The following is a 15,929-nucleotide window of genomic DNA, read 5'->3' as shown; positions in this document are numbered from 1 at the left end:
ACAAATTATAATTTTCGGTAGGGAGCATTAAAATGAATATGAAAGATGGCAATGGCAAGTCATATAATTATGAAGAAGATGACGAGGACGAAAAGAAAATCAACGTCAGGAAAGAAATTTTCAGCTGGATAAAAACTATACTGCTTGCGCTTGTATTGGCATACTGTATAAATACATTTGTCATAGTTAATGCAACGGTGCCTACAGGATCAATGGAAAATACAATTATGCCGAAAGACAGGATCATTGCCCTCAGGCTGGCTTACGATTTCGGAAAGCCTCAGAGAGGAGATATTGCCGTATTTAAATATCCTGACAACGAAAGCCTGCTGTATGTTAAAAGGGTAATAGGGCTTCCTGGGGAAACGGTTGAGATCAAGGACGGGCTTGTATATATTAACGGGGCTGACGAGCCGCTTGCCGACGAATATGTTAAGGAAACGCCTTATGGAGATTTCGGCCCGTACGAAGTGCCGGAGGGGCATTACTTTATGCTTGGCGACAACCGCAACGAATCTCTGGATTCAAGGTTTTGGATTAATAAATTTGTTGAAGAAGACAAAATACTCGGAAAAGTATATTTAAAATATTTTCCCGGGTTTAAGCTGCTTAAATGATAAAACTGTATGTTTATACAGTTTGACGAAAAATCTTGCACAAAAAAATACGTCTTGTTAAGAGGTAAAACTTTTTGCAAGGCGTATTTTTTGTTTTCAAAACAGATTAAATTTTCAATGTGCAGTTTTGACGGCAGGATTATACGGCAGAATACCTTTTTTATCCGCAAGGCGTTAATGAAACATTATAACGGAAGGAACTTTGCCGGACAATATGCTGCCGCTGATAAAATCAAAAACAATAAATAAAATACAATTTATCGTATGTTTAATAAAATGCTGAGTTAAGATCTATTTGTTTGCAAAATATGTGTTGATGTCGGCAACAAGCTTGTCAGCATCCATTCCGTGGACCATACTTGCCTCCTCCAACGTTTCGCCGGCTGACGACGGACAGCCGACACAGTGCATACCGGCTCCCATTAATACGGAAGCTACACCCCTGTCCATCATAAGAAGCTCGCCTATCTTTGTTTCTTTTGTAACTTGGTTTGCCATGAATATACCTCCTATTTATATAATTTATTGGCAATAATTATAACACATTTTTATAAAAAGGTGAACAGTATAATGATTGATATAAGCAGAAGTATAAACAAAAGAATAAAAGTTTATTCGGGAGATCCGAAATTTAATGCAAAGGAAGTTTACAGCATTGAAAAAGGCGATGAGTACAATGTTTCCGAAATAACAATGGGAAGCCATATGTCAACTCATATAGACAGCCCAAAGCACTTTTTTGAGGACGGGGTTTCCGTGGACATGCTTGATATAAATTCTATATGCGGAAAGGCTGTTGTTGTTACCGCTGAAAAAGACGTTGACAGTCGGTTTTTGAGAACCGTCGATATATCATGCGGCAGGGTAATTATAAGAACCGGCGGCAAATACGGACTGACAAAATGCGGAGCCGAATATCTTGCCCAAAACGGTATAAAGATAGTAGGAACCGACGGCATGGACATTGAAGCGGAGGGCAATAAATATTATGAAGCCCATAAAGCTTTGCTGGGAAACGGAGCGCCTATATTGGAATATCTTGATCTCGAAGATGTAGCGGATGGGGAATATATTCTTTATTGTCTGCCGCTGAAAGTTGAAGGTTTGGACGCTGTACCGGTGAGGGCTGTTTTGGAGGTTATATTATGAAATATGAATGGAAAAAAGAAGAAAAGGGATTATATGTTCCAAAAGATAAGGCTGAATTAGTAACAGTGCCGCAATTTAAATGCTTTATTATAAAAGGGGAAGGAGAGCCCGAAAGCGAAGATTTTTTGCAGAGAGCCGATGTTCTGAACAGGCTAAGCAATTCGATAAAGACAATGCCGAAGCGCGGTTTTATACCGGGAGGATATTATGAGTATTCAGTTTATCCGTTGGAAGCGGTATGGGAGTTTAAAAGCGGCGGCGTATATGGGGGGCGGTATACGCTTATGGTGCGCCAGCCTTCATTTGTAACTGAAGCAATAGCAAGGATGACTGTTACAAATATTATTTCTACGAATCCACATCCGTTAGCGAGCGAAGTGCAGTATACTACAATGGGCGGCGGTACGGCAGTGCAAATTATGCATACCGGATGCGGAGGGAAAGAGGAAAGTTTTGATGTTTTAAGACAGTTTGCAAAGCTAAACGGGATAAAGATTAAGGAAGATATATTTCATGAAATTTATATAAGTAATGCCAAAAGAACGGCGCCGCAAAAACTTAAAACTGTGTTAAGATTAATGGTTGAAAATTAAAGATTGTATTAAAATTAGGACAATTATCAAATTTTCAACATAAGAATACTGTATACGAAATTAAATTTTGTTAGAATTTAAAGTTAAAAAATTAGATATTTCTATTTATTTTTAGCTATATATGTGGTAATATTTCATATAAATTAATCAATAAATTTATATGAATTTACCAATATGAGGTGATATGTATGGAAATATCAGTTGACGGAAACGGATTTAATGCCGTTTTGAAGGGCAAAAAGAAAGTAAAATTTTCGAGGGAAGCGGCGCTTCTTATCAGCGTTCTGATTAACAGCATGGGCGTTGATATTATGAGCAGGAGCGGTTTCGGAATTGCCCAGATTTCATCTGTTCCTTATGTTTTCAGCAAAACATTTCCAAATATAACTTTCGGAACATTTAATTATATATTTCAAACGATGCTTATTGTATCTCTTATGGTTATAGGCAAAAAAATAAAAGCCGGATATGCATTCTCGTTTGTAGTTGGAATAGTGTTCGGAGTTATGCTGGATATACACAATTTATGGGTTTCGCTGCTGCCGACAGGGCCGGTGTTAAATATCATATATTTTGTTTTAAGCTATTTTATATTATGTACGGGGGTCTGCCTTGCAAACAACAGCATGCTTCCTATAATACCGACGGATACTTTTCCGCGCGACTTGTCGGTAATGCTTGGCAAACCGTATAATGTTGTGAAAACAACTTTTGATTTGTGCTGTCTTTTTACGACGGTTGTAATTTCGTTTGTCTGCCTGGGAAGGTTGGAAGCGGTTGGAATCGGAACGTTTATATTAGCTTTTACTATGGGCAAAGTTATTACTGTTATAAATACAAAAGTAAACAATATATTTGAGTTTTATAATGCCGTTAATCTTAAGTTTCCGGCAAAGAAATTAGCTTTAATCAGCCACATACACAGAATATAATTTTTTAAGGCCTGAAATATTAAATACTTTCAGGCCTTTTTATATTGAACGTTTAGTTTCGGTTTATTTTTATATACTCATAGAAATACCGGCTTAAACCGTCGATTTTAATTATAAAATCCCGCATGTTTCCATTGCATGCTTAATATCTTTTATAATATCATCCGGATCTTCAAGCCCTATGCTGAACCTGAAAAACCCTTTCCTGTAAATTTCAGGGTAATACGGAAGTTTGTCGCTGTTTTTATCATAGTAGACTATTAAGCTTTCAACATCTCCGAGTGAAACCGCGTGCGTTATAAGTTTAAGAGAATCAAGGAATTTTTGATGCGCTTTTTCATCGCCGATTATATCGAATGACATCATGCCGGAATATTGCCCGTTCATCAATTTAACAGCCCTGTCGTAATTCGGGTGGCTTTTTAGGCCGGGATAACATACAAATCTAACCGCACTGCATTTTTCAAGAAATTCTGCAACTGCAAGGGCCGACTCGCTGTGCTGTTTCATCCTGAGAGGGTGCGTTATAAGCCCTCTTGATATAAGCCATGCGTTAAACGGGCTTAAAATCCCGCCAAAATTTACCATTGCCAATTCTTTTATTTGATTAATAAGTTCGGCTTTCCCCATTACGCATCCTCCGAGGGAATCGCCGTGGCCGTTTATGTATTTTGTCATGGAATGAAGTTCAAGATCGGCTCCGTGCTTTAATGGGAATATACACACTGCGCCTGCAAAGGTGGCGTCAACTGACAAAAGCGCATTACTGCCGTGTGCAATTTTTGAAACTTCATCTATATCGCATATTCCTGTTGTCGGATTTCCTGGAGTTTCCACATGAATTAATTTTGTGTTTGACTTTACTGCCGACCGGACGGCTTCAGTATCTGTGGTATCGACAAATGTAACTTCAATATTATATTTTTCATTCAGATATTTTTTAAAAAGAAGGTTGGTAGCGCTGTAGCACACTTTAGATACAACGGCATGATCCCCTGAATTTAAAAACGTTATAAACACACCGGCCAATGCGGCGACACCGCTGGCAAAAACAGCGCATGCTTCAGCCCCTGTAATGGCGCAAAGCTTATCTTGAATTACCATTTGGTTTACATTCCTGTTTCGTGAATAAATGTTGCTGTTTATACCGCTCCAGTCAACAGGGGAGCCGTCTGTCGGTATTCTGTAGTTTGAAGTCATGTATATCGGCGTATTTATTGCGCCGAAAGTATCGTCTTTCCTTGTCCCGCCATGAACGGCTGCAGTTTGAATTTTCATACTTGTATCCATATCGTATACACCTCTTTACATTTATATATTTATTGACTGAAATATTTTAACTTGACTGTATTATACTATTTCTGTGTTAATCTGTAAAACAAATAGTAATAATTATACCAATCATAAAAAATGATTGAAACCTAAAACTTTCTTTACTATAATGGAGTTAACGCCATAATATGGAGGGGAAATATGGAAATACGTCATTTAAATACGTTTATTAAAATTGCGATGCTAAAAAATTTTACACATGCCGCAAAAAGTCTAGGCTATTGCCAATCAAATGTCAGTATGCACATTCAGCAGCTTGAACGGGAACTTGGCATACCGCTGTTTGACAGAATAGGAAAAAATGTGTCGCTTACCCAATACGGCGAAGAACTGTTGCCATACGCACAGAAAATAGTTTCTATGGCAGAATATATGGAAAACTTAATGAAAAAAGAAAATGAAATGAGCGGAACTGTAAAAATAGGCATTGTAGAATCATTATTCGACACCCTCTTTGAACCTGTACTGACAAGTTATCATAAAAGATTTCCGAATGTAAAAATAGATATTACGGTAGATGCGACGTCAGCATTGAAAGAAAAACTAAAGGAAGGCGCTATTGACTTTGCATGTTTGATAGATAAACAGCTTTCAAGGGCCGAGTGGAACTGCTTGTATAGCGAAAAAACCCCCATATTTATAATCGCTAATCCGCATAACATTTTGTTTAATAAAAAACATATAACTTTACAAAACTTAGAGAATTTGGAATTTATATTAATGGAGGACATGGCAAGTTACAGCCGGTATTTTCAGCAGTTAATGCATGAGAAAAATATAAAATACAGATCCTTTTTAAAACTTCAGAGCGCGTCAATGGCGCGGAAACTAGTTGAAAGCAGCGATTTTCTTTCTGTCCTTCCTTATTACAGTATTAAAAAATCTGTTATTGCGGGGAAAATAAAAATAGTAGATGCAGACGGATTTTCCCAATCACAGTTTGTACAGGTTATACTCCACCCTAATAAGGTTGTTTCGCCGCAGTCAAAAGGGTTCCTTGAAGAATTAGGCAAATACATAAAAAAGTTCGTTTCAACAGAAATACAAGATTAACGCATATTTTGCATTAATGATAAAGTTTTTACAAGCCGTATAAAGCTGAAAATATCAACTGCATTGCTGTTTAAAAGCGGAAACGAAGATAGAAATTATGATAAATTTTCAAAATTCCGCCGTATGAAAAATATGCGGATTACAATAGATAAAGGACGCCCCTATCTCAAGGCGCAGTATAAAATAATTTATCCTGCATGCCGTAAATAAATAGACAGGGCGTCCTTATATTGTTAACTTGTTATGAATTTAATTATATTATCAGAAATCAATAACAGCGCCTTTTGCCGCCGATGAAGCTACTTTTGAGTAAAGTTTGAGATAGCCGTTAGGAATTTCTTTTTCAGGACGTTTCCAGTTTTTCATCCTTTCTGCTATAACTTCATCCGGAACATGGAGTTCAAGCTTGCCTTCCATTACATTAAGGTAGATTTCATCTCCGTCTTCAACGATAGCGATTGGGCCGCCGTCAGCCGCTTCAGGAGAAATGTGGCCTACGAAGCAGCCGTTGTTTGTGCCTGAGAAACGGCCGTCTGTTATAAGGGCGGTTGAAAGGTTGAGCCCCATGCCGTAAAGGTATTTCATAGCTTTGTACATTTCCCTCATGCCTGGGCCGCCTTTAGGTCCTTCATAACGGACTACCACTACATGGCCCGGTTTAACTTTTCCGCCGAGGATAGCTTCTTCAGCGTCTTCTTCACAGTTGAAGCAGATTGCTTTGCCTGTAAATTCATATAATGAAGGATCAAATGCGCCCGGTTTTGTGATGCCTGTTTCAGGGGCAAGGTTTCCTCTGAGAACTGCAAGGCCGCCTGTCTGGCTGTAAGCGGTGTCAATAGTCCTGATAAGTTCTTTGTTTTCAGGATATGTGTATTTAACTGAATCAAGGCACTCGCCGAGAGTTTTAGCATTGGCAGTCATAACCGTGCGGTCAAGCATGTCGCCGAGATGCTGCATTACACGAGGCATACCGCCTGCGAAATAGAAGTCTTCAAGGCTCCAGTTGCTTGCAGGATTGATTTTTGCAAGCTGAGGAGTAGTTTTATTGAGTTTGTCGAATTCGTCGACAACATTAAATTCAGACTGAGGTATACCGGCTTCGATTGCGATTGCGCTCAAATGAAGAACGGCGTTTGTAGATCCGCATACGGCAAGGCATGCCTTGATAGCGTTTCTGATTGATTCTTTTGTGATGATATCGCGTGGTTTAATGTCTTTTTTAGCAAGCTCAACGCATTTGCGGCCTGTTTCATATGCGCACCTTAACCTTTCGGCGTAAACTGCTGGTATTACTGCGCTGCCTGTCAAACTCATACCGAGAGCTTCCGTTACGCAGCCCATTGTATTAGCTGTGCCGAAGAATGAACATGAACCGCATCCCGGGTCGCAGGCGTCAATGAGGTTGTCAAGGTCATCCTGTGTGATTTTGCCGGCCTGGAGCATACCTTTGGCTTCATCAGGGGATGTTCCGTCTGATTTTCTGCCGTCGAAAAAGATACCGCCGAGCATCGGGCCGCCGTTTATAAGGATTGCGGGCACATTAAGCCTTGCAGCGGCCATAAGCATACCCGGAACGATTTTATCACATGAAGCAAGAAGCACAACGGCGTCAAGCTGATGTGCCTGAACCATAATTTCAACTGAGTTGCAGATTATTTCCCTTGAAGGAAGGATATATTTCATACCGATGTGGCCCTGGGCAATACCGTCGCATGCCGCCATTACGCCGAACTCGCATGCTGTTCCGCCTGCCGCATAGATACCCCTTTTAACATATTCGGCAACCTGGTTAAGGTTGTAGTGGCCCGGAACAAGCTGATTCCATGAGTTTGCTATACCGATGCGGGGCTTGTGGCCGAGTTCGTCCTCCGAATAGCCCATGCCTTTAAAATAAGCTTTGCATGATAAATCCATAATTTCTTCACTGCGGAATTTTTCCATTTGTTTTTCCCCCTTAAAAAATAGCTGACTATATTGTAAGGCGCATAGCCTTTAAACCATAATTAAATATCCAATTCTTTTGTTATTGTTTTTGAAGTTTCGACAAGCGCTTTTGAGAGCGTTTCCATTTTAATTTCCCTGATACGGGCTGTAGGGCCGGTTAAACTAAGCGACGCTATTATGCTGCCTCTTTTATTAAAAATCGGCGCGGCAACGCAGCTTATGCCGGTTTCATATTCCTCATTGTCATAGGCGTAACCTCTTTGGCGTATAATCTCAAGTTCTTTATAGAGAATATCTTTGTCACATATAGTATTTGGGGTTATTTTCCTAAGTCCGAGGGATATAATATTGTCGGCGTTTTGCTTAGGCATAAATGCAAGGAAACACTTGCCTACGCCTGTGCAGAACAGCTCTTTTTTAGTGCCTATTTTTGTGTTGATGGAAATTGAGCTTGAGGACTCGGTTTTATCAATATATACTACAAACCCGTTTTCCTCAACTGCCAGAAGGCAGGTTTCCTGAAACATAAAAGAAAGCTTCTGTAAATGTGCGTTTGCGGCTTTTTTATAAATATTGTTTGACGAAACGGAACTTCCAAGCGCCAGCAGCTTTGCCCCAAGACTGTATTTAAGAGTTTCCGGATTTTGCTGAAGATAGCCAAGATTTGCCAAAGTGTTTATAAGGCCGAATACAGTGCTTTTACTCAAACTGAGCGAGGCTGATATTTCTTTAACGCTTTTTTCTATATTGCTGTTTTCAAAAAGCTCCAGAATTGCCGCGGCACGCTCTATTGACTGAATATTTTTTGTTTTTCCCATAAATACCCCTCAAATCTATACGGTATTACAAAACGCAATCCTTAAACTTCATATACAGTTTAACAAAAGTATAACATAAAGTCATTAGGTTGTTAACAACTTATGTTTTAATATGGAAGAAAAATTTTAACTGTTTTGTTTTTTTATTATTAGATTACCATATATAATTAATAAGGGCCGGGATAATTCCTATAAAAAAACCAAGTACGCCGCCCACGGCCGTTATTGTTTTAAATTCCTTATTTGCAATAGTGAAAGTAAGTTCTTCCATGTATGCCGGGCTGAAAGAATTTATTTGTTTTTCGACAATTTCGGCTATTGCCGAAGATGACAGAAGTTTTGGGGCGATTTTTGGTATAAGCCGCATATATACTGATATAATTACGCTTTTAACTGTTTCCCTGATTTCGTTCGGAGCTCTGTTTAAGGCTGAGAATACATTGGTTTTAAGGGCTTTGTCAACGGCTTTGTTTATATAGGGAAGCATCATTTCATATGTCTTTGGCGAAAGGACACTTTTCGTAATTTTTTTTGACAGCAAAGCTAATTTTTCATCGCAGTTTATGCCGAGATAATCAAGCATATCTATAGGGGACAGTATGCCGCGTTCTTTTATAAAATTTGTTAGGTTGTTTACAAGTTTGTCAATATTGCCGTCTTTTGCAATTTCTCCTGTCAGGAATGAAACGGTTTTGTTTATAGTGGTTTCGCGCATCTCGCCCGACGCGGCGACCGCCGCGTTGCCGACGGTTTTTTGAAGCATATGGTCAACAGCTGTGCTTACGGCGGCGTCGATTTCCGGCATATTTTTAGGATCGTTAATATATTTTGTTACGCCTTCGATTATTGAAACGTATATGTTGTCGGTTTTGACGAATATTCCGGCAAAAGGTCCCACAGTTTTTTTAATGGCCGAATCTATCTTTTCTTTTAAAATTTTTTCTGTTTCGGGATTTTCCGTTAAAGAAATGATGTAATTAACCGCGGGAGGGATTTTTAACGATATATAGTCTTTTATTTCCTGCACGGCGGAAGGGGAAAAGACGTCGTATAATTTACGTTCGTCATTTTTCAGCCCAAGGAGCCAATTCCAAATATTTTTTTCGATAAAAGCTTCGGCAGAGCTTCTGTCAATTTTTGATAGCGCATTTTTTAAAGCTTCGGAAATACTTTTATGATCTATATTTTCAAATTCTGATTTAAGAGCATTTTTTGCCTTTTCATAAACAAATGCGGAAATTTTTTCTTCGGTTTCTCTGGAAAATAATATTTTTTCTAAACCGGAGGATATATATTCGGAAATTTTTTGGCTTATATCAACATTGTTTCCCAAAAAACCACTTAAGATCTCGGAATTGTCTTTGTTTGATAATTCAGCCTTTTTAAACGCTTCGTCAATCATGTCGGAAATATTTTTTTTAACGCTTTCGCTTGAAAGGGAATCTGCAAGTATTTCATCTGTCAGTATATAATTTCCTACGGCTTGTCCGACGGTCGAAGCAATGCGCCCTTTTTCTTTGGGGATAAGCCCGGGAGAAAAGGGCATGCGCATACCTAGGAACATCTTTTGGCTGTGCGGGCGAAACAGCATTTTAATTGCGAGCCAGTTTGTAAAATAACCTATAACTGCTCCGGCCGCGGGAGCGGCTATTAAATTTATATCCATTTTTTCCCCTCCTTTAAAAATACAAAAAGGCCTGTTTAACAGGCCTTTTTACGGTTATTCAAAATCGTCTTTTTCATCGTTTTGCGTTTCGTCCGTTTCAACCTCATTTATCTTATAAAGAAGGGTCATAAGGCTGTCGGTTAAGTGTACGTTTTCAACTTTAACGTCTTTCGGCATCTGAAGATCCACATGGGAAAAATTCCAAATACCTTTAATTCCCCATTCGGCAAGGTCGTTGGCAACATTGCTTGCTTGGGAGCGCGGAAGGGTGAGTATTGCGACGTCGACTTTATTGTTTTTTACAAATTCCTCCATTTTATCAACGTCATACACTTCAACTCCGCGTATTGTCATGCCTATAAGGCGTGGATTTACGTCGAAAACGGCTGTAATAACAAAGCCGCGCTTTTCAAAATTGGTGTAATTAACAAGAGCCTGGCCGATATTGCCGCCTCCTACAACAATAAGGTTATATACTCTGTCAAGGCCGAGTATTTTTTTAATTTCGGTATACAGATATTCGACATTGTATCCATAACCCTGCTGCCCGAACCCACCGAAATTGTTAAGATCTTGACGTATTTGCGAAGCAGTTATATTCATTTTAGCGCTTAGCTCTTTAGAAGAAATTCTTGTAATGTCGCTTTCAAGCAGATCGCCAAGGTATCTATAATATCGCGGGAGCCTGTTTATCACCGCGCTTGAGATTTTTCTCTCACTATACATTTTAAACCACCCCTTAATTTAATAAAGTATAACACTTTAATCAATTTATTGTCAATGTTTTGTGTTTTATTTATTAGCATTTTCTGATATAATCTAAGAAATTTGAAAGGGGAGAGCTAAAATGATTCTGGCATGCAAGGACGTCAGCAAAGCGTTTGGAATAGATACTATACTGGAAAAGGTTACGTTTAACCTTGAAGAAAAGGAAAAAGCGGCCGTAGTCGGCGTAAACGGCGCCGGAAAAACTACGCTTTTTAAAATAATAACTGGGGAAACTTCAAAAGACGGCGGAGAAATATATATAAAGAAAAATGCCGAAATAGGCTACCTCAAACAAAATGCGGTTATAGAAGGGGAAAAAACAATATACGAAGAAACGGTGTCCGTTTTTGAAAAAATTATCGAGGACGAAAGGACGCTTAGGGAAATGGAAACGGAAATGGCGGGACTTTCCGGTGCGGAACTCGAAAAGCATATGCAGGAGTATTCGGCCCTTCAGCACAGCTTTGAGGAACGCGACGGATACAGTTATAAAAGCCGTACAAGGGGCGTTTTAAAGGGACTCGGATTTACACAGGAGGAATTTGACAAGCCTGTATGCCGGCTTTCCGGCGGGCAGAAAACAAGGGTGTATCTCGGAAAGCTCCTTTTGGCAAAGCCCGACGTATTATTTTTGGACGAGCCTACAAACCATCTCGATATAGAGTCCATATCATGGCTTGAGGACTATTTGAGGGGATATCAGGGAGCCGTACTCATAATAAGCCACGACAGGTACTTTATGGATCGGATTGTTACAAAAACAATAGAGATAGAAAATAAAAAGAGCGTTGTATATGAGGGAAACTACACTTTTTATGCAAAGCAGAAAGCCGTCAACCGCGAAATACAGATAAAACAGTATGAAGATCAGCAAAAGGAAATAAAACGACAAGAAGAAGTTATTAAAACCCTTAGAGCGTTTAACAGGGAAAAGTCAATAAAGAGGGCTGAGAGCCGTGAAAAAATGCTTGATAAGATTGAAAGAATCGAAAAACCGGAAAACCTGCCCGAAAAAATGCGCCTTACATTAACGCCGAGGATTACAAGCGGAAACGATGTGCTTTATGCGGAAAATTTGAGCAAAAGCTATCCGGGGAAGAAACTTTTCGAGGGTGTAAACCTCGATATAAAGAGGAAAGACAAAGTTGCGATTATAGGCCCGAACGGCGTTGGGAAAAGCACGCTTTTTAAAATGCTCTTGGGCAGGGAAAAAAGCGACGGCGGCAACATGCGTTTCGGTACAAATGTAAATATCGGTTATTATGACCAGGAACAGCAGGATTTTGACGAAAGAAAAACTGTTTTTCAGGAAATTTCGGATACTTACCCCACTTTGACAGGCGGCGAAATCAGGAATATGTTGGCTTCGTTTGTATTTGAGGGCGACGACGTGTTTAAACCGATAAGCGCTTTAAGCGGCGGCGAAAAAGGGCGGCTTATGCTTGCAAAAATAATGCTTGGAAAAGCAAACCTGCTTATGCTTGACGAGCCTACAAACCATTTGGATATGTTTTCCAAAGAAATACTTGAGGACGCCATAAACAGATATGAAGGCACGGTTATTTATATAAGCCACGACAGGTATTTTATAAATCGGACTGCAGAGAAAGTTTTGGAGCTTACGCCTTCGGGAATTATACAATATCTGGGCAACTATGATTATTATATTGAAAAAAAGACCGCCAAAGAGAAAGAAGAACAGCTCTTTGGAAGCGCTCAGCCGAAAAATGAGGAACATGGCGCGCCTTCCTCTCTTAAACTTGACTGGCAGAGCCAAAAGGAACAGCAGGCTAAGGAAAGAAAACATAAAAACAGGATATTGAAGATAGAAAAGGAAATTGAGGAGGCTGAAAACGCCGTTTCGGAACTTGAAAAGCGTCTTTTGGAACCTTCGGTTGCAACGGACGCATATGCGGCTCAGCAGATTTACGAGGAAAAAACCGCCCTTGAAGAAAAACTGGAAATGCTGATGATTGAATGGGAAGAAGCTCAAGAATGATAAATGTAAGGAAGTTTTAACATGGAAAATATACTGACAGGCATAAACAGGAATGAAGTTTTGAAATATCTCGGCTATAAAGGCGGCGGAGTTGATCCGGAAACGGAAAACGCCGTTAAGGAAGCGGGAAAAATGATTATTGAAAATGTCGTCCCCAGATTTATATACTCTGTTTTTGATATTGGCAGCGACGGTGTTTCGCTTGAAGGCACACTTTTTAAGCCTCTCGGAAACGATATTAAAAATATGCTTGAGGGGTGTGAAAAGTGCGTTTTGATGGCGGCTACACTTGGGGCGGGGTTTGAAGCAATGCTCAGGCGGGCGCAGGTTACGGATATGGCAAAGGCCGTTATACTTGACAGCTGCGCAAGCAGCGCCATTGAAAATGTCTGCGATAATATTCAGGAGATAATCAGAAAAAAGTTTGAAGAAGAAGGGCTTTATATAACCGACCGTTTCAGCCCGGGATACGGCGATATGCCGCTGAGCCAGCAAAGGGATTTTATAAATGTGCTGGATGCGCAGAGGAAAATAGGCCTAAGCGTAACCGGAGGGGGTATGCTTGTGCCGACAAAATCGGTTACTGCTTTAATAGGAGTAAGCAAAACTCCGAAAGAAATGAGGAAAAGAGGATGCGAATACTGTTCAAATTTTGACAATTGCCAATATAGAAAGGAAGGGACAATTTGTGGTTAAGGATTTATTTAAAAAGGATTTTATATTTTTGGACGGCGCTATGGGCACAATGCTCCAGGCAGGAGGGCTGAAACTTGGGGAGAGGCCTGAAATACTTTCAATAACGGAAAGGGATACTATATGCAGTATCCACAGGCAATATATAGAAGCGGGAAGCGACATAATTTATACAAATACGTTCGGGGCCAACCGCCACAAGCTTGAAGGCACAGGATATAGCGTAAGCGAAATAATAACGGCGGCCGTTGAAAACGGCAGGAAGGCATGCGAGGGTACGGGCGCATATGTTGCGCTTGACATAGGGCCGATAGGCGAGCTTTTGGAGCCTTTGGGGCCTATGGAGTTTGATGAAGCGTACAGCGTATTTAAGGAAATGGTGCAGGCAGGAGAAAGGGCAGGCGCGGATCTTATTGTTTTTGAAACCATGACGGATCTATATGAGCTGAAGGCCGGAGTGCTTGCGGCGAAAGAAAATACGGACTTGCCTGTTTTTGCGACAATGACTTTTGAAGAAGGCGGCAGGACTTTTACAGGCTGCACGGTTGAATCAATGGCCGCCGTCATGGAAGGGCTGGGAGTCGACGCGCTCGGCATAAACTGCTCTTTAGGGCCCGATGAAATTTTTCCCATGGCCGACAAGCTGTGCAGGCTGACGGATATACCCGTTATCGTAAAAGCAAACGCCGGACTGCCGGACCCCGTTGACAATTCATATGATATAACGGCGGAACTTTTTGCCGAACAGATGGAAAAATTCGCCGCGTCGGGAGTAAGGGTTATAGGGGGATGCTGCGGTACGACGCCTGAGTATATAAGGAATTTGAAATCTGTTTTTTCAAAGCTGAAACCCGGCAATATTCCGGCTAAAAGAGGGAGCGTTTTATGCAGTCCGTCCATGGTTGTAAATATTGACGGTGTGAGGGTTATAGGCGAAAGGATAAACCCCACCGGGAAAAAAAGGTTCCAACAGGCATTGAAAGAATGTGATATGGAATATATTGCCGAACGCGGCGTCGAACAGGCTGAAGCGGGCGCCGTTATACTTGACGTTAATGTGGGCATGCCCGGAATAGACGAAAAGGAAATGATGATAAAAGCCGTTAAAACCCTACAAAGCGTTTTGCCGCTTCCTTTGCAGATAGATTCATCGGATCCGGCGGCTATTGAAGCGGGGCTCAGGTATTGCAGCGGGAAAGCCATTGTCAACAGCGTAAACGGAGAAGACGAAGTAATGGAGAGGATACTGCCTATTGTAAAGAAATACGGCGCAAGCGTTGTAGGGCTTTGCATGGATTCCAACGGTATCCCGAAAACGGCGCGGGAACGAGTTGAAATAGCGGAAAGAATTTTAAATAAAGCCTTGAGCTTCGGAATTAAAAAAGAAGATATTTTTATCGACTGCCTTACTCTTACGGTTTCGGCGCAGCAGGAGCAGGCAAGGGAAACCCTCAACGCCGTCAGGCGCATAAAGGAAGAGCTGGGGCTCCACTGTGTTCTGGGCGTTTCAAATATATCTTTCGGACTTCCGAACAGGGAGCTTATAACATGCGGTTTCCTGATGCAGGCTATGGAAAACGGCCTCGATCTCCCTATTATAAATCCAAACCAGAAGGCTGTTATGGATACTGTTGCGGCATTTAAGGTTTTAAACGGCGAGGATATAGGTTCCGAACAGTTTATAGAGCGGTTTTCACAGCCGGTAGGGGAAACGCCGGAAATAAAAGACGCGGGAACAAAGCCCGCAATGGATATATATTATGCCGTTTCAAAGGGGCTGAAAGAAGAAACCGCAAAGATAACGGAAGAAATGCTTAAAACCAAAAGCGAAATGGAGATTATAAACGGCTATTTAATACCGGCGCTTGACAAAGTGGGAGAAAGGTATGAAAAACAGGAAATTTTCCTTCCACAGCTCATTAACAGCGCAAACGCGTCGTGCGAGGCTTTTGAAGTGCTGAAAAAAAGCATATTGTCTAAAGGAAGCGAAACTGTTTCAAAGGGGAAAATTATATTAGCCACGGTAAAAGGCGATATCCATGACATAGGCAAAAATATAGTTAAGGTTATACTTGAAAATTACGGCTATCAAGTTATCGACTTGGGGCGCGACGTTGCCGCCGAAAAAGTTGTTGAAGCGGCCGTTTCGGAAAACGTAAGGCTCATAGGATTAAGCGCCCTTATGACGACAACGCTTAAAAGCATGGAAGAAACGATAGCGGCGTTAAGAAAAAGCGGGCACGAATGTAAAATAGTAGTCGGCGGAGCCGTATTAACCGCGGAGTACGCAAAGCAGATAGGAGCAGACTTTTACGCTAAAGATGCAAAGCAGACGGTCGATGCGGCAAAGCAGGTTATAGGATAG

At 40.8% G+C, this 15,929-nt stretch carries 14 protein-coding genes; 8 read left to right on the top strand and 6 right to left on the bottom strand.

Annotation, left to right across the window (positions count from 1 at the left end):
- Positions 1 to 32: 32 nt before the first annotated feature.
- On the top strand, positions 33 to 617 hold the full coding sequence (gene lepB / locus NE664_04630; protein MCQ4725949.1) for a signal peptidase I: 585 nt from the start codon (positions 33 to 35) through the stop codon (positions 615 to 617).
- Between the two features lie 291 nt (positions 618 to 908).
- On the opposite strand, the gene NE664_04625 is transcribed toward lepB, so the two are convergent.
- Complete coding sequence (locus NE664_04625) at positions 909 to 1,115, bottom strand: DUF1858 domain-containing protein (GenBank protein ID MCQ4725948.1); 207 nt, start codon at positions 1,113 to 1,115, stop codon at positions 909 to 911.
- A gap of 72 nt (positions 1,116 to 1,187) precedes the next feature.
- Between NE664_04625 and NE664_04620 the strand changes: the two genes are divergently transcribed.
- The 3 genes from NE664_04620 (at position 1,188) to NE664_04610 (ending at position 3,291) form a co-directional block, all read left to right on the top strand.
- Positions 1,188 to 1,766: a cyclase family protein gene (locus NE664_04620; GenBank protein MCQ4725947.1), complete on the top strand. Its 579-nt coding sequence runs from the start codon at positions 1,188 to 1,190 to the stop codon at positions 1,764 to 1,766.
- A complete protein-coding gene (locus NE664_04615; GenBank protein MCQ4725946.1) occupies positions 1,763 to 2,359 on the top strand; it encodes a GyrI-like domain-containing protein in 597 nt (198 codons plus the stop codon). The genes NE664_04620 and NE664_04615 overlap by 4 nt, the downstream gene beginning before the upstream one ends.
- Before the next feature lie 188 nt (positions 2,360 to 2,547).
- On the top strand, positions 2,548 to 3,291 hold the full coding sequence (locus NE664_04610; GenBank protein ID MCQ4725945.1) for a DUF6198 family protein: 744 nt from the start codon (positions 2,548 to 2,550) through the stop codon (positions 3,289 to 3,291).
- A gap of 111 nt (positions 3,292 to 3,402) precedes the next feature.
- Here the strand turns inward: NE664_04610 and NE664_04605 are convergent, their stop codons facing one another.
- Positions 3,403 to 4,581: a PLP-dependent aspartate aminotransferase family protein gene (locus NE664_04605; GenBank protein ID MCQ4725944.1), complete on the bottom strand. Its 1,179-nt coding sequence runs from the start codon at positions 4,579 to 4,581 to the stop codon at positions 3,403 to 3,405.
- A gap of 183 nt (positions 4,582 to 4,764) precedes the next feature.
- On the opposite strand from NE664_04605, the gene NE664_04600 reads away from it, so the two are divergent.
- Positions 4,765 to 5,676 (top strand): LysR family transcriptional regulator, encoded by a 912-nt coding sequence (locus tag NE664_04600; protein ID MCQ4725943.1) that lies wholly within the window; start codon positions 4,765 to 4,767, stop codon positions 5,674 to 5,676.
- A 261-nt stretch (positions 5,677 to 5,937) separates the two neighbouring features.
- On the opposite strand, the gene ilvD is transcribed toward NE664_04600, so the two are convergent.
- The 4 genes from ilvD to NE664_04580 form a co-directional block, all read right to left on the bottom strand.
- Positions 5,938 to 7,617, bottom strand: a complete 1,680-nt coding sequence (gene ilvD, locus NE664_04595) for a dihydroxy-acid dehydratase (GenBank protein MCQ4725942.1) — start codon at positions 7,615 to 7,617, stop codon at positions 5,938 to 5,940.
- 62 nt (positions 7,618 to 7,679) lie between these two features.
- Complete coding sequence (locus NE664_04590) at positions 7,680 to 8,438, bottom strand: IclR family transcriptional regulator (protein MCQ4725941.1); 759 nt, start codon at positions 8,436 to 8,438, stop codon at positions 7,680 to 7,682.
- A 154-nt stretch (positions 8,439 to 8,592) separates the two neighbouring features.
- Positions 8,593 to 10,104 carry a DUF445 family protein gene (locus tag NE664_04585; GenBank protein MCQ4725940.1) on the bottom strand — a complete coding sequence of 504 codons (1,512 nt, stop codon included), beginning with the start codon at positions 10,102 to 10,104 and terminating at the stop codon, positions 8,593 to 8,595.
- 54 nt (positions 10,105 to 10,158) lie between these two features.
- Positions 10,159 to 10,830, bottom strand: coding sequence for a redox-sensing transcriptional repressor Rex (locus NE664_04580; GenBank protein MCQ4725939.1), 672 nt, complete (start codon positions 10,828 to 10,830; stop codon positions 10,159 to 10,161).
- 121 nt (positions 10,831 to 10,951) lie between these two features.
- Here NE664_04580 and NE664_04575 point away from each other — a divergent pair, with 121 nt between their 5' ends.
- The 3 genes from NE664_04575 to NE664_04565 are packed head-to-tail and all read left to right on the top strand — an operon-like array spanning position 10,952 to position 15,929.
- Positions 10,952 to 12,871: an ABC-F family ATP-binding cassette domain-containing protein gene (locus NE664_04575; GenBank protein ID MCQ4725938.1), complete on the top strand. Its 1,920-nt coding sequence runs from the start codon at positions 10,952 to 10,954 to the stop codon at positions 12,869 to 12,871.
- Positions 12,872 to 12,892: 21 nt separating this feature from the next.
- Positions 12,893 to 13,567 carry a hypothetical protein gene (locus NE664_04570; GenBank protein MCQ4725937.1) on the top strand — a complete coding sequence of 225 codons (675 nt, stop codon included), beginning with the start codon at positions 12,893 to 12,895 and terminating at the stop codon, positions 13,565 to 13,567.
- Positions 13,560 to 15,929: a homocysteine S-methyltransferase family protein gene (locus NE664_04565; GenBank protein MCQ4725936.1), complete on the top strand. Its 2,370-nt coding sequence runs from the start codon at positions 13,560 to 13,562 to the stop codon at positions 15,927 to 15,929. The genes NE664_04570 and NE664_04565 overlap by 8 nt, the downstream gene beginning before the upstream one ends.

The organism is Anaerotignum faecicola, from assembly GCA_024460105.1.
In the GTDB taxonomy this organism is placed as follows: Bacteria; Bacillota; Clostridia; order Lachnospirales; family Anaerotignaceae; genus JANFXS01.
Note: the sequence above shows the minus strand (reverse complement) of the source record. Positions and strands in the feature narration are given on the sequence as shown.

What these genes read in the sequence shown, in the direction of transcription:
- NE664_04590 (MCQ4725941.1), bottom strand. Translation starts at nt 8,438, where the DNA reads ATGGGAAAAACAAAAAATATTCAGTCAATAGAGCGTGCCGCGGCAATT.
- NE664_04605 (MCQ4725944.1), bottom strand. Translation starts at nt 4,581, where the DNA reads ATGGATACAAGTATGAAAATTCAAACTGCAGCCGTTCATGGCGGGACA.
- ilvD (MCQ4725942.1), bottom strand. Translation starts at nt 7,617, where the DNA reads ATGGAAAAATTCCGCAGTGAAGAAATTATGGATTTATCATGCAAAGCT.
- lepB (MCQ4725949.1), top strand. Translation starts at nt 33, where the DNA reads ATGAATATGAAAGATGGCAATGGCAAGTCATATAATTATGAAGAAGAT.
- NE664_04610 (MCQ4725945.1), top strand. Translation starts at nt 2,548, where the DNA reads ATGGAAATATCAGTTGACGGAAACGGATTTAATGCCGTTTTGAAGGGC.
- NE664_04615 (MCQ4725946.1), top strand. Translation starts at nt 1,763, where the DNA reads ATGAAATATGAATGGAAAAAAGAAGAAAAGGGATTATATGTTCCAAAA.
- NE664_04570 (MCQ4725937.1), top strand. Translation starts at nt 12,893, where the DNA reads ATGGAAAATATACTGACAGGCATAAACAGGAATGAAGTTTTGAAATAT.
- NE664_04600 (MCQ4725943.1), top strand. Translation starts at nt 4,765, where the DNA reads ATGGAAATACGTCATTTAAATACGTTTATTAAAATTGCGATGCTAAAA.
- NE664_04585 (MCQ4725940.1), bottom strand. Translation starts at nt 10,104, where the DNA reads ATGGATATAAATTTAATAGCCGCTCCCGCGGCCGGAGCAGTTATAGGT.
- NE664_04580 (MCQ4725939.1), bottom strand. Translation starts at nt 10,830, where the DNA reads ATGTATAGTGAGAGAAAAATCTCAAGCGCGGTGATAAACAGGCTCCCG.
- NE664_04620 (MCQ4725947.1), top strand. Translation starts at nt 1,188, where the DNA reads ATGATTGATATAAGCAGAAGTATAAACAAAAGAATAAAAGTTTATTCG.
- NE664_04625 (MCQ4725948.1), bottom strand. Translation starts at nt 1,115, where the DNA reads ATGGCAAACCAAGTTACAAAAGAAACAAAGATAGGCGAGCTTCTTATG.
- NE664_04575 (MCQ4725938.1), top strand. Translation starts at nt 10,952, where the DNA reads ATGATTCTGGCATGCAAGGACGTCAGCAAAGCGTTTGGAATAGATACT.